This is a genomic window from Pseudomonas sp. TWP3-2 (assembly GCF_049897765.1).
Classification (GTDB): Bacteria; Pseudomonadota; Gammaproteobacteria; order Pseudomonadales; family Pseudomonadaceae; genus Aquipseudomonas.
The window spans coordinates 73,379-85,764 of sequence record NZ_JAFCWW010000006.1 but is presented as its reverse complement, the minus strand read 5'-3'; the positions used below and the strand labels follow the sequence as shown (position 1 = coordinate 85,764).

The 12,386-nt window shown below is 54.7% G+C and carries 14 protein-coding genes; 8 read left to right on the top strand and 6 right to left on the bottom strand.

What is annotated here, in order from left to right:
- The first annotated feature begins 575 nt into the window (after positions 1-575).
- The 4 genes from ACP7EE_RS11330 (at position 576) to ACP7EE_RS11315 (ending at position 3,662) form a co-directional block, all read left to right on the top strand.
- Positions 576-938 (top strand): DUF6124 family protein, encoded by a 363-nt coding sequence (locus ACP7EE_RS11330; RefSeq protein WP_420650226.1) that lies wholly within the window; start codon positions 576-578, stop codon positions 936-938.
- Positions 939-1,085: 147 nt separating this feature from the next.
- On the top strand, positions 1,086-1,478 hold the full coding sequence (locus ACP7EE_RS11325) for a hypothetical protein (RefSeq protein ID WP_426234565.1): 393 nt from the start codon (positions 1,086-1,088) through the stop codon (positions 1,476-1,478).
- Positions 1,479-1,823: 345 nt separating this feature from the next.
- On the top strand, positions 1,824-2,660 hold the full coding sequence (locus ACP7EE_RS11320; protein WP_426234564.1) for an oxidoreductase: 837 nt from the start codon (positions 1,824-1,826) through the stop codon (positions 2,658-2,660).
- 54 nt (positions 2,661-2,714) lie between these two features.
- Positions 2,715-3,662, top strand: coding sequence for an AraC family transcriptional regulator ligand-binding domain-containing protein (locus tag ACP7EE_RS11315; protein ID WP_426234563.1), 948 nt, complete (start codon positions 2,715-2,717; stop codon positions 3,660-3,662).
- A 140-nt stretch (positions 3,663-3,802) separates the two neighbouring features.
- On the opposite strand, the gene ACP7EE_RS11310 is transcribed toward ACP7EE_RS11315, so the two are convergent.
- From ACP7EE_RS11310 to ACP7EE_RS11300, 3 genes are all read right to left on the bottom strand, one after another.
- On the bottom strand, positions 3,803-4,936 hold the full coding sequence (locus ACP7EE_RS11310; RefSeq protein WP_426234562.1) for a P1 family peptidase: 1,134 nt from the start codon (positions 4,934-4,936) through the stop codon (positions 3,803-3,805).
- A gap of 58 nt (positions 4,937-4,994) precedes the next feature.
- Positions 4,995-6,104 (bottom strand): polyamine ABC transporter substrate-binding protein, encoded by a 1,110-nt coding sequence (locus ACP7EE_RS11305; protein WP_426234561.1) that lies wholly within the window; start codon positions 6,102-6,104, stop codon positions 4,995-4,997.
- A gap of 93 nt (positions 6,105-6,197) precedes the next feature.
- A complete protein-coding gene (locus tag ACP7EE_RS11300; RefSeq protein WP_426234560.1) occupies positions 6,198-7,013 on the bottom strand; it encodes a carbon-nitrogen hydrolase family protein in 816 nt (271 codons plus the stop codon).
- Between the two features lie 120 nt (positions 7,014-7,133).
- Here ACP7EE_RS11300 and ACP7EE_RS11295 point away from each other — a divergent pair, with 120 nt between their 5' ends.
- From ACP7EE_RS11295 to ACP7EE_RS11285, 3 genes are all read left to right on the top strand, one after another.
- The gene (locus tag ACP7EE_RS11295) at positions 7,134-7,931 is read left to right on the top strand and encodes a response regulator transcription factor (RefSeq protein ID WP_426234559.1); all 798 of its coding nucleotides are present in this window, start codon (positions 7,134-7,136) and stop codon (positions 7,929-7,931) included.
- A 450-nt stretch (positions 7,932-8,381) separates the two neighbouring features.
- A complete protein-coding gene (locus ACP7EE_RS11290) occupies positions 8,382-8,744 on the top strand; it encodes a DUF6124 family protein (protein ID WP_426234558.1) in 363 nt (120 codons plus the stop codon).
- Positions 8,745-8,899: 155 nt separating this feature from the next.
- Positions 8,900-9,958 (top strand): hypothetical protein, encoded by a 1,059-nt coding sequence (locus ACP7EE_RS11285; protein ID WP_426234557.1) that lies wholly within the window; start codon positions 8,900-8,902, stop codon positions 9,956-9,958.
- A 151-nt stretch (positions 9,959-10,109) separates the two neighbouring features.
- On the opposite strand, the gene ACP7EE_RS11280 is transcribed toward ACP7EE_RS11285, so the two are convergent.
- The 3 genes from ACP7EE_RS11280 to ACP7EE_RS11270 form a co-directional block, all read right to left on the bottom strand.
- Complete coding sequence (locus ACP7EE_RS11280) at positions 10,110-10,547, bottom strand: GNAT family N-acetyltransferase (RefSeq protein WP_426234556.1); 438 nt, start codon at positions 10,545-10,547, stop codon at positions 10,110-10,112.
- Positions 10,548-10,914: 367 nt separating this feature from the next.
- Positions 10,915-11,043, bottom strand: a complete 129-nt coding sequence (locus tag ACP7EE_RS11275; RefSeq protein ID WP_256214295.1) for a hypothetical protein — start codon at positions 11,041-11,043, stop codon at positions 10,915-10,917.
- 104 nt (positions 11,044-11,147) lie between these two features.
- Entirely contained in the window at positions 11,148-11,900 is a 753-nt protein-coding gene (locus ACP7EE_RS11270; protein ID WP_426234555.1) for an ImmA/IrrE family metallo-endopeptidase, read from the bottom strand.
- 191 nt (positions 11,901-12,091) lie between these two features.
- Here ACP7EE_RS11270 and ACP7EE_RS11265 point away from each other — a divergent pair, with 191 nt between their 5' ends.
- Positions 12,092-12,367: a helix-turn-helix transcriptional regulator gene (locus ACP7EE_RS11265; protein ID WP_426234554.1), complete on the top strand. Its 276-nt coding sequence runs from the start codon at positions 12,092-12,094 to the stop codon at positions 12,365-12,367.
- Positions 12,368-12,386 lie beyond the last annotated feature (19 nt).

Genomic DNA, 12,386 nt, shown 5'->3' with positions numbered 1-12,386 from the left:
TGTCAGTAGATAACGTGGATGCTACAGAGCATCAGAGTCCAGCGCCTGCGCCGGAGGAAAAGCCACCTCGCGACGCACCGGAGCAGATGCAGCCAATAGTCCCGCCGGTAGAAAAGCCGATGATCGTTTGGCGGAGTTTGATGCTTGAGCAGTGATGAGAGTCAGGCGGGGAACTCGGGAAGATTCGATCGGCTAGAGGTTAATCAGCTGGCGTGTTTAATCGGATTTTGCGATGGCGTTTAAAGACACTAAACGTTACTCCCTAAAGGCTACAGCAGCTTGCGCCATTGCCTACGACTACGCCAGAATCCGCCGGCTTGTGCGTCTTGGGTTCGGGTTCTATCGTTGGCCGGTCACTGCGAAACAGTGATCGGGTTTGGTAGACCCGCAGCATTGACGCATTGCGTCACCCCGACACAACCCCTCCCAGTGGGTTGTTTTGACGGTGGCCATGCGCAGGGCTTCCTCGGAAGCGCCGGTTCCAATGCCCGGTCTACCAACCTCCGTATGGCCGCCACCCTCCGTTTGGTAGCGAGAGGGTGAAAGCTCCTTTAAATAGCATTGGAGTTTCACTCATGATCAAACCAACACCGAATCCCCCAGAAACCGATCCAGTTTCGCCCTATCAATTCCCTGATTCCAAAACCCTCAACGAAGCCGCCGAACGCGCCCTCGATCATTACCTGAGTCCCAAGCAACGCATCATGGGCAGCCACCACAAACACGACCCAATGTTCATCGCCAATACGGCCTACGACACTGAATCGCTGCTTGCTAACGCCAGTGAATCACTGGGGTCGGCTGGGGAAATGCTCCACAACTTTGCTGCCGTGCTGGACCCCGCCCACCGCAAGACTGCGCTGGGCATTGCGCAGGTGGTGATGTTGGGGGAATTGGCGGTGAATCAGGCGCTGGATAATGTTGAGGTGAAGGTTTGATCGGTTGCTGAGGACTGCTGGTAGTAAGGCGCCTCATGGGCTGAATCGCCTCAGCCGAATGCTGCCTCTTTTGAGAGGCTGCATTCGGCCAGAAGCAGACGCTCATCAGCAGAAAAATGGGGACAGAAAAATGGGGAAACGGCACACGTGACCACGTCTGCAAATAAACCGAAACGGCATTTCTGGCGCTGGGTGATGGCGCTATTACTCGCCCCCATCGTCTTTTGGTATGTCGCTACACCGCAGGTGAGCTTCCACTTCTCTGACAAAGGACAGGGACGGCTCGGATACATTTTGAATGTTCAGCATGACATTTCGAAAGGCGAGATCTACCCAGGTGAAGCCACTGGAGGGGCTGGCCACATCTTCCCGAACAGCCAGTTTTTTATGGAGTTTGATTGGAACAACGGAGGGAAATCGCACTGCATCCGGGTCAAACCGAAATGGCCCAATACTGACGTATTTATCGGGGCAGATGGTGCTATCGATGGCCGAACTGATGGCGACGTTATTGAAGCATGTGGGCCACTGCCAAAATAAAAAATCCAAGTGAAAAGGGAATGATTTTATGACAAACAAATCAGTCTCCTTTTTGCTGTTGCGGCCTCTTTGAGTGGCGGCTATCGGCCAAAAGCAGCCGCTCATCAGAGTTGCTTCTGTCCCATGACACACATGGTCGAAAGCGCATACAAATTGAGGAGCGATTCAGTGTCGGCATTCGCAGTGCAAAGCAGTTTTTCAGCAGCTTATACAGCGAGGACAGCCTGAGCACGGCGCGCTGTTCCGGCACCCGGCACCATCGGCATTGAAATTGGCGTGATCTGCGAGTTACTCCCGGAGTATGGCTGCGTAGCATCGAATGCATTCCAATCGAGGAGAAAGCAGATGACCGCGCACAATTCACCCACACGAGTGGCCCTGGTTACCGGTGCCTCTTCAGGTATGGGCAAGGCTTTCGCCAAGGCATTGCACGATGAGGGGCTGGTGGTCTACGCCGCCGCTCGTCGTCTGGAACAGATGGAGGATTTGCGACAGCTGGGCGTACATACATTGCAGATGGACATCACCTGCGATGAGCAAGTACGGGCGGCCGTCGAGCGCATTCAGGGCTGGCATGGCGCAGTCGATGTATTGATCAACAATGCCGGCTTCGGTCTGTATGGCGCCATGGAAGATATTGGCATCGATGAGGCGCGCTATCAGTTCGAGGTCAATCTGTTCGGTCTGGCGCGCCTGACTCAACTGCTGTTACCGGCGATGCGCGAGCGGCGTGGCGGGCGGATCATCAATATTTCGTCGATGGGCGGCCGCCTTTACACACCGCTGGGTAGTTGGTACCACGCCAGCAAACATGCCCTGGAGGGTTGGTCGGACTGCTTGCGTCTGGAACTGGCGCCTTTTGGCATCAAGGTGGTGATCATCGAACCAGGAGTCATTTCCACCGAGTTTGGTGAGGTCATGGTCACGCCCCTGCTGCAGCGCTCCGGCAGTGGCGCCTACGCGCCCATGGCCCAGGCTGTGGCCGCCGCCACCCGGAGCAGCTATGCCAGTGGCGGTGGTTCTGATCCGCAGGTGATCAGCACGCTGATCCTGCAGGCAGTCCGTGCACGGCGCCCGAAAACGCGCTATATCGCTGGCAAATACGCACGACCGATGCTGTTCATCCGCAAGTGGTTTGGTGACCGGCTTTTCGACAAACTGGTGCTGTCGACCGTGAAGTAAGGGTACACCGTGAAGCAGGCGAGTCGTTTTAGTGTCCACCGCGGCTGGAGACTGTTGATCACCGATCTGGGGCTGCAGCCGGCCGACGTCCTGGCTCTGGCCGGTTTGCCGGGCGATCTGTTCAGTCGCGCCGACGCCAGCCTCACACCGGCCGATTACTTTGCCTTGTGGCGTGGCCTGGAGACAGCTGCAGGCGATCTGGAGCTGCCACTGGCGATTGCCCAGGCACTCTCGGTGGAAGTTTTTGATCCGCCGATTTTCGCCAGCCTGTGCAGCCCCAATCTGAATGTCGCCCTGCAGCGCCTGAGCGAGTTCAAGCGCCTGATCGGGCCAATGCACCTGCTGCAGGAGGTCACTGCCGACGCCACCACGGTCGAACTGAGCTGCTACGGCTATAGCGGCGCTTTGCCGCGCGCGCTGTGTACCACCGAGCTGGTGTTCTTCACGCAGTTGGCGCGGCTGGCGACCCGCCTGGCGATCGTGCCATTGGCGGTGACGCTGGTGCAGCCGCCACAGCAGGCCGAAGCCTATCAAGACTTCTTCGGTGTGCCTGTCAGCGCCGGCACGAGCAATCGCATCCGCTTTTGCGCCGCAGATGCGGTGCGGCCGTTTCTAACCGAGGATGTGCAGATGTGGGACTTCTTTGCGAGCAACCTGCGCCAGCGTCTGTCGATGCTGGATGCCGAGGCTGGCATCGCCGAGCGTGTGCGGGTAGCACTGCTGCAGATGCTCCCCGGCGGGCTGGGTTCCATCGAGGCCGTAGCCAGTCACCTGGCCATGAGCAAGCGCAGTCTGCAGCGGGCTTTGAGTGCCGAAGCCGCCAACTTCCAGGGCATTCTTGGCGCCACCCGTGCCGAGCTGGCCCGGCACTATCTGAACAACTCGACCTTGTCGTCTGGGGAAATCGCCTTTCTCTTGGGTTTCCAGGATGGTAACTCATTCGTCCGTGCCTTCACTGCCTGGACCGGCATCAGTCCGATACGCTATCGCAAGGCGAGTTGACGACGTTCAGTCAATCGTGACGGAAATACGGATCCACCCTATCGATCAGCTGCCGATGCAATGACCTTTTGGCCCGAAACCTCAACAGCTGTGCCAGTTTCCATTAAATAGGTGCGCTCCCCCCTTTGATGCTCGATGAACTAGCCTTGCGCCGATCCCGGCCAACCAGCCAGATGCAGTGCGCCTAGCAACGTCTCGGCATCCAGCCCCGGCACGGCATGCCCATTACCTTCAGCCGTTTCGCCTGCCAGTAATGCATTGATGATCGCCTCCTCGACCGCTTCAGTGGCGGCCAGAAACAGTTCACTGATGTGATCGTTATTCACCATGCGCAGGTTGTCGCAGGTCGGCGCTTTTTTGCTTTCATAAGCCGCGGGCGGCATGTCGTTGCCGGTCGCGAAGGCGATGAAGATGTCGCCGCTGTGGTCTTCGTTGCCCCCTCCAGTTCGAGCCAGGCCCAGGCTGGCGCGCTGCGCGAGGCGCGTGCATTGATGTGGCAGCAATGGCGCGTCGGTGGCCAGACAAACCACAATCGAACCCATACCCGGATGCGGCAGCGAAGCTTTGAGAAACGGTGAGTCGGCCTTTTCCATGTAGCGTCCGACCGGGTAACCATCGACCCGCAACTCATTGCGGATGCCGTGGTTGGCCTGAACGATAGCCCCCACAGTCCAGCCACCCTCGGCACTGCTCATCTGCCGCGAAGCCGTTCCGATACCGCCCTTGAATTCATGGCAGATCATGCCGCTCCCGCCCCCGACATTGCCCTCGACTACCCGACCACTCTGCGCAGTGAGCAGAGCTTCGGCTACATGCTCGGGCTTCACGTGGAATCCGTTGATGTCGTTGAGCAAACCGTCGAAGGTTTCCAGCACGACCGGCATGTTCCAGTAGAGCCGGCCGTCATCCGGTTGCTGTTCACGGTCCAGCGCAATCAGCGCATCGCGCACCACGCCCAGGCTGTGGGTGTTGGTGAAAGCGATGGGGCTGGTCAAAAGGCCTGCTTCGCGAATCCATTCCAGACCGCTGGCGTCGCCGTTGCCGTTCAACACATGGACGCCAGCAAAACACGGCTGCTGACTGGTAGAGCCGGCACGCGGCTCGATGACCGTGACACCGGTCAGGATGTCGCGGCCGTTGGCTGTACGCCCTCGCACATCGCTGTGGCCGACCCGCACGCCCGGCACATCAGTGATGGCATTGAGCGGACCGGGCTGCAGTTGGCCGAACTGAATACCCAAATCGCGGGCACGGGGTTTCTTCATGTCTTTCATGGGATTCACTTTTTCAATGGGATTTAAAAGGAGTCGTGGCTCGGTACGAATCCACCAATCAAGCGCCGGTCTTGACCGTGTTCCAGGTGCGAGTCCGCACGCGCTCCATCTTCAGCGGGAGGGGTTGGAGCGGAAACAATGTGTCCAACACCTCCTTCGACGGATACACCCCGGGGTTGTCGCGGATTTTCTGATCGACAAGCGCGGTCGCATCTTTGTTGGCGTTCGGATAGCTCAGGTAATTGGAGGCCTGCGCGATGACTTCCGGACGCAGCATGTAGTTGATGAAGGCCAGGCCTTGCTCCGGATTGGGTGCGTCGTTGAGTTGCACCAGGCTCTCCACCCACACCGGTGCGCCTTCGCGAGGAATACTGTAAACAAGGTTGCGATGGTTTCCCGCCAGTTCGGATGCCTTTTGCGCGTCGGCAACACCCCCGCCCCAGCCCAACACGACACAGACGTTGCCGTTGGCCAGATCAGAGATGAACTTGGAAGAATCGAAGTAGACGATATGTGGGCGCAACTTGAGCAACAGCGCCTGAGCCTTTTTGTAATCCTCGGGATTCTGGCTGTTGTAAGGCAGTCCGAGGTAGTGCAACGCGATGGGAATGATTTCGCCCGGTGCGTCCAGCATGGCAACACCGCACTGACTCAGTTTGGCCAGATTCTCTTCCTTGAAAATCAGATCCCAGGAATTGACTGGCGCATCCGGCCCGAGAATCGCTTTGACCTTGTCCGCGTCATAGCCGATGCCGGTAGTCCCCCACAGATAGGGAGCTGCATAGCTGTTGTCGGGATCATTACCCTCTAACTTGGCGAGGATGTCGGGGTCGAGATGGGACCAGTTCGGTAGCTTTGCGCGATCGAGTTTTTTCAATACACCCGCTTTGATCAGGTTCGGCAGCAGGTCACCACTGGCGACCACTACGTCATAGCCGCTGCGGCCGGCCATCAACTTGCTTTGCATGACGTCGCTGTTATCGAACACATCGTAAACAGCACTGATGCCCGCTTCTTTCTGGAAGTCTTTCATCGTGTTCGGGGCGATGTAGTCATACCAGTTGTAGATATGCACGCTCGATTTGCCTGGCTCTTCGGCCTTGGCGCATGCCAGACCTGCACTTAAAAGCGTGACCAGGACCAATTGCATGTAACGAGGAGATTTCATCGGGATACTCCAGAGCCTTAGCGCCGGGTCCAGGGACACGCGCACTGCTCCTGCGGGTTTGTGGTTTTTGTTGTGGCAGGGTCGACATCAGCTTCAGCGGATCAATAACTCCCGCCGGCCATCACCGTGTTCAACCTGCTCGCCGTTCAGCAGCAGACGGCGGTCACTGAGGTAGTCATAGTCACGGCGCGCAGCTCGCAGCAGGTCGAGATCCAGCTCTACCGCCTGACGACATTCAGCACGCCCTGCTTCGAATAACGGGCGTCCGAAGGGATCGATCACTGCACTCCCACCAGCAAAAACCAGTCCTTCATCGCCGTCGCCGACGCGATTGACCATCACCGCGAATGCCTGATTTTCTTGAGCGCGAGCCATGATCGCGGTGCGGTGGACAGGGCCGTAGGGATCCATGTTGCCGTTAGTGACCAGAATCAGTTCGGCGCCGAGTTGGCCGAGGGCCCGGGCACTTTCCGGAAGCTCAATGTCGTAGCAGATCAGGATGCCGACACGCACGCCCTTCCAGAGCACGGTGGCAAAGCGGTCGCCCGGCTCAAACAAGCCGCGTTCCGACGGCCAAAGGTGAGTCTTGCGATAACTCAAGGCGATCCCTTCCGGGGTCACCAGCAAGGAGGTGTTATAGAACGTTCCGGCGTCATTCTCAGCGATGCCAACCACCACCGAGACGTTCCTTTGGCGTGCTGCGCGCTGCACGGCTTGCACACTTGCTCCGTTCAGGGGTTCGGCGATTTCAACGAGCTGTTGCGCGCTGGCGAACCCCATCAACTGGGTCTCTGGAAAAACCAGCAAATCGGTATCGGCCGCGCAGGTAGCGATGGCCTGCAATGTACGCTGCAGGTTATAAGCAGTATCGCCATCGCGACCGCTAAGTTGTACGAGTTCAATCTTCATCGGTGATCCTTTCGGGTGTCAGTGGCTCGTGATCGCCAACCTGAACAGCACTTGCCAGGGCTGGATGGAGTATGGAGAGCCACAAAAAGGAAAGTAATCACATCGATGGGGTAACCCCGTATGGGTAGAAACGAGAGCATCACACTGCACGACATGGCCTGGCATCAGGCGATTGGCAGGCTTGTCGAGGCGCTTGACCGGTCTGATTTCTGGCTGACTTTGGTGCGTCTGCTCGATAGACACATTCCCGTGGACAGCTGGGTCGTGCTGGTCTTCGGCAGCGGCCGCCCGCAGGTACTTGCCGAATGCCCAGGCCGGGACGGCGGGCCAGATCCACTGTTTCAGGATTACCTCAAAGGCCTGTATCTGCTCGACCCCTTTTACCTGGCCAACCGGGAAACGCCGCACAACGGTTTGTTCTGGCTAGCCGACGTGGCGCCAGAGTGTTTCGAACAGACCGACTATTACCAACGTTACTTCCGCCTCAATGTCGTTGCTGACGAAGTGCATATCAACGTCCAGCTCGACGCGCAACGCACCCTGAGTCTGTCGCTGGGAAGCGAGGGCCGCTTCAGTCCAGAGCAAAATGCTTTGCTCACACTCATCCAGCCCTGGGTTGCCGCCCTGATGCGCCAGCGCATGACATTCGAGCGCGAGTCACCAGAACAGACCGCCTCGCCAGCGCCAAGCTGGCAGAGCTGGCTGGGCTCCACTGACCAGCAGCTCGACACACCGCTCTCTGCCCGCGAACTGGAAGTCGGTCGACTGATGCTCAGCGGTTGCTCTAACAAAGAAATCGCGCGCAAGCTCGCGATCTCCGCAGAAACGGTAAAAGTCCACCGCAAGCACATGTACAGCAAACTCGGCATCAAATCCCAGTCCGAACTGTTCTCACTGTTTTTGAATGCGCAGAGCTGAGGCCGTCGTTTCGCACATGCTGGCGGTCTCCGGCGGACTGATGGATGTTTGGAAGATTCGATCGATAAGCGGCCAGTTGGCGTGGGCGTTTAATCGGGTTTGCGGATGGCGTTTAAGGACACTAAACGTTACTCCCTAAAGGCTACAGCGGCTTGCGCCATTGCCTACGACTACGCCAGAATCCGCCGGCTTGTGCGTCTTGGGCGCGGGTTCTATCGTTGGCCGGTCACTGAGAAACAGTGATCGGGTTTGGTAGCCCGGGATATACACAAGGTGCACAGCACATCATCGCGGCGTTCTATCGTCTCGGCTTTATGGTGGTCATGCACAGGGCACTTTCGAGTGCGCCGGTCTCCTTGTGTCCCGGTCTACCAACCTGCGTATGGCCACCACCCTCCGTTTGGTAGCGCGAGGTTGATGGCTCCGAATCGCGACACAAGGAGCTTCATCATGATCAAACCAACACCGAATCCCCCAGAAACCGATCCCGTCTCCCCTTACCAATTCCCAGACTCAAAAACCCTCAACGAAGCCGCCGAACGCGCCCTCGATCATTACCTGACCCCAAAGCAACGCATCATGGGCAGCCACCACAAACACGACCCGATGTTCCTCGCCAACACGGCGTACGACACTGAATCACTGCTTGCTAACGCCAGTGAATCCTTGGGTTCGGCTGGGGAGATGCTCCACAACTTTGCCGCTGTGCTGGACCCCGCCCACCGCAAGACTGCGCTGGGAATTGCGCAGGTAGTGATGTTGGGGGAATTGGCGGTGAATCAGGCGTTGGATAATGTAGAGGTGAAGGTTTGATTGGCTGCTGAGGACTGCTGGTAGTACGGCACCTCATGAGCTGAATCGCCTCAGCCGAATGCTGCCTCTTTTGAGAGGCTGCATTCGGCCAAAAGGGGTCATTCGGAGCGCCTACCAATCTAGGGTCGATTCACGCAAACACCAAGGAGAGAGGAATGAAGAGACTATTGGAATCTAATACCGCCCTTCCAGAGCAATTTCATGAAGGCTACAAATTCTGCTTTGCAGCGCATGATATCGCCGCCCAGTTACTGGTCTCGGGAATGGAGCAAGGCATATTTGTTACCAACCTCACGCTTCGCGATGGGAAGGAGCAGAAAGATCTCGAGCAAGCTGAAGATCTATTCGATTGGTTGCAGAAAAGTGGCCGTATCGAAGATGAAGCGGACGTCCTCATCACGGTGGCATTTCCCGCCGTGTTATCTGACATGCTCCATTGCATTTTCGAAGCCTTGGAAGCCTCTAGGAAAGGGAAGCTGGCCGTCGCGTACATGCTTCTTAGAAAACCGTTCCAAGAAAGTTTGTACCTTTTGGAGTCGGTGGTTGTAGATAAAACCTTATGCGCCAAAATGATCGCAGAGGATCCGTCCAGGCTTCGCCCTCAAAATGCGGGTGGTATTGATGGCCACACGCGCAGAATCGAGAAGGTATTGGAAATCATTGGGGAAATGTCGCGATTGGATGCTGGTTATATAGCCATGCTCCGTTATGACAAGAAGTCCCGAGACAGCCTCGACAGCATCTGCAACAAAGCAATGCATCTGTTTACTGACCACAAGGCTATAAAAACAGAGCTATACAACATTAATTTTATTTTCTCACAAGGTGAGCAAGTCCTGACACAGTGGGCATATCTCTACTCTCGCCTGCCGTATCTGATGACCTACTTTGTTTGCTTGGTGGAGCACATTGCTGAACGCTTTGCGCAGACGCATCCCACCTATACACAAGACATGGATCGCCGGCTTGCTGCTCAACTGCTGAAAAGCAATGCCCAAATCACAGAAAATTATCAGACCGAGCAACTCACTCAGTTGGCTCAAATGACGTACTGCTGGTTATCGAACCACTGTTTTGAGAATGGTTTTCCTCTTCCAGAAGCGGGACATTTATCCAGAATGGCACTATCAGGCGCATTTCCCGATGAGCTAGAGGAAGAAGTTGCCGCCCGCCACCACCTTTACCAGCAACTCACAGCGACTGACTTACCCTAGCATCATATTCACGTTGGAAGACTGCTTTTGGCAGTTTACTGCCTGTCGTGATCGGCTGAAAACGACCCAATGCGACCGCTGATCAACATTTGCTTAGGGGGCAAGGCTTTAGCCCGTCTCAGTAAGCGAGGAGAACAGTTTGAATCAGTTGTTATGCCTGTTTTACTAGCCGTTTCTTTAAATGGTATAGGTTAGTCCCGATTGGTCGATCCTCAAGAACACCATAAACTTCATACCCATGCCGCTCATAGAACTGTTTTGCTTCAACGGTTTTTAAGAATGCAACTACGGCCCCATTGTTGGTGCCAATCGTTTCTGCCTTTTCCAATAGCATAGAGCCGACTTTCCTACCGCGATGAGACTCCTTAACCCAAAAGGTATCAATTTCTAAGCCATCCCAGTAACAATTACAGCTTATTGCACCGATGTAGTCGCCTCCTTCATCGCGTGCAACCAGCATAAATTTTTTATCTTCCGATTCTGGCGGTAGATTTGGATATTGGATTCGAAGATATTCTGAAAACATATTATTCAGAACTACTTGATCCTTTTCTGTTGGAGAAGCCAACAATTCAATCCTAATTTCCATGTTATTGCTCCGATCAATCAACTTTGACGTGCCTTACGACTTTTGGCATATCATTCCATGTTAATGCGTAACCCCTGAGCAATCAAAAAAAATTGAGCCTGTAAACGCAACTTCAAGAATGCGAAAAAAAGGGGACGAATTTATTTTCCGAAAAAATAAATCCGTCCCCTTTTTTTGGAATTACTGAATACACGAACCCTTGGGTCCGGTTATACGACCCTGATTGCGTCCAAAAACCTAGATACCCCCTGTTCTGGTTGGAACTAATCTTCTCTTAAGACTGAGGACTGATTTTTTCTGAGAAATAAATCAGTCTCCTTTTTCAATGACAAAAGCTACCGTTACAGTAGCTTCTGCCAGCTACAACTTATTTTTTTGAAGATTTGCTAGGTTTCAAGTCAGGATTGTTTCCTTGCGTGTCTTTATTATCACGACGACGTTTGTCAACTTCACCGGTTGATTTAGCGATTGGTTTTGGGCCTGGTTTAAGCGCCATAAGCTTTCTCCTTAACGTTGATATTGATTGTGGTTTTTGCACTTATCAACTTCTCATAAAGTAAATTTCCCCTTTGCCCTCCTACCAAGGTTGGTTTCTTAATTCTATGGCCAGCGCACCAAATTCAATTCTTTGATTCGAACCGCCATGGCACTGTCAGATACTCTGAATTGCTGAGCCAAAGAATTGATTGCCTTGCCGTTGAATCTGGTACAGCGAGCCAAAGCTATTTCTCGGTCGAGTGAATTTTGCGAGGCATAAAGAAGGGAATTTGGATCGTTAGCGTTCAGGTGAAAACAACTGACGTCGTTAAAATGAAACTGCCCCTTGCATCCGAACTGGCTTTCAAACCGAGCAATCACAAGCTTAGGGGGCATAAGGAAACACGCTGCGAAATAATCCGCTTCGCGCTCAATCAGAGGTTTGGTCGATAGTGAGTGATAGCCGCCTATCGGACGGTCCCTATGCATAATTTCTTGCTCATGAAGCAGGAAATGGCCTATCTCATGAGCAGCTGTGAAACGGCGTTCATGTAATGGGAATTCGGTAGAGACTGCGATTTTTCCGGAGCGCCGATCAAATATCCCAGCTGCTTGGAATTTCTGACCTTGTGGAGCAAATCTTGTGGAGCCAAGGGTCGGGAGCTCCAGATACGTCAGTCCCAACAGTGAAGCCGCAACTGCGGGATCGAGCATGCTTAATAGTGGAGGTTGTCCGCCAGGCCACAGACCTTCCTTGTTTGCCCAAAGGCCTTCGTGAACCCAATGCGCTGCTTCTTGGATGTATTCTCGATCCATTTCGCCACCACCACATATTGTGCTAGAAACAAAAATAACCACAATATGTGGGACATTCAACCATCTCTCCGTCAGATTTTGATCCAGCTGACGAACGGTGTTGAGTAGGTCAAGCCCATGGGCAAACCACCATGCAGACGGTTTCAGGAATCGAGTCTTCCGGAAATAATCAAAATGGCAATCAAAATGGAAAAAAATGGGGACGGATTTATTTTCCGAAAAAATAAATCCGTCCCCATTTTTTCCTGCAGATGCTCCCCAGCGGGCTGGGTTCCATCGAGGCGGTAGCCAGTCACCTGGCCATGAGCAAGCGCAGTCTGCAGCGGGCTTTGAGTGCCGAAGCCGCCAACTTCCAGGGCATTCTTGGCGCCACCCGTGCCGAGCTGGCCCGGCATTATCTGAACAACTCGACCTTGTCGTCTGGGGAAATCGCCTTTCTCTTGGGTTTCCAGGACGGTAACTCATTCGTCCGTGCCTTCACCGCCTGGACCGGGATCAGTCCGATACGCTATCGCAAGGCGAGTTGACGACGTTCAGTCAATCGTG

Coding starts and splice junctions, on each gene's coding strand:
- ACP7EE_RS11305 (WP_426234561.1), bottom strand. CDS start 6,104: ATGAAATCTCCTCGTTACATGCAATTGGTCCTGGTCACGCTTTTAAGT.
- ACP7EE_RS11280 (WP_426234556.1), bottom strand. CDS start 10,547: ATGGAAATTAGGATTGAATTGTTGGCTTCTCCAACAGAAAAGGATCAA.
- ACP7EE_RS11285 (WP_426234557.1), top strand. CDS start 8,900: ATGAAGAGACTATTGGAATCTAATACCGCCCTTCCAGAGCAATTTCAT.
- ACP7EE_RS11265 (WP_426234554.1), top strand. CDS start 12,092: ATGCTCCCCAGCGGGCTGGGTTCCATCGAGGCGGTAGCCAGTCACCTG.
- ACP7EE_RS11275 (WP_256214295.1), bottom strand. CDS start 11,043: ATGGCGCTTAAACCAGGCCCAAAACCAATCGCTAAATCAACCGGTGAA.
- ACP7EE_RS11300 (WP_426234560.1), bottom strand. CDS start 7,013: ATGAAGATTGAACTCGTACAACTTAGCGGTCGCGATGGCGATACTGCT.
- ACP7EE_RS11320 (WP_426234564.1), top strand. CDS start 1,824: ATGACCGCGCACAATTCACCCACACGAGTGGCCCTGGTTACCGGTGCC.
- ACP7EE_RS11310 (WP_426234562.1), bottom strand. CDS start 4,936: ATGAAAGACATGAAGAAACCCCGTGCCCGCGATTTGGGTATTCAGTTC.
- ACP7EE_RS11290 (WP_426234558.1), top strand. CDS start 8,382: ATGATCAAACCAACACCGAATCCCCCAGAAACCGATCCCGTCTCCCCT.
- ACP7EE_RS11295 (WP_426234559.1), top strand. CDS start 7,134: ATGGGTAGAAACGAGAGCATCACACTGCACGACATGGCCTGGCATCAG.
- ACP7EE_RS11330 (WP_420650226.1), top strand. CDS start 576: ATGATCAAACCAACACCGAATCCCCCAGAAACCGATCCAGTTTCGCCC.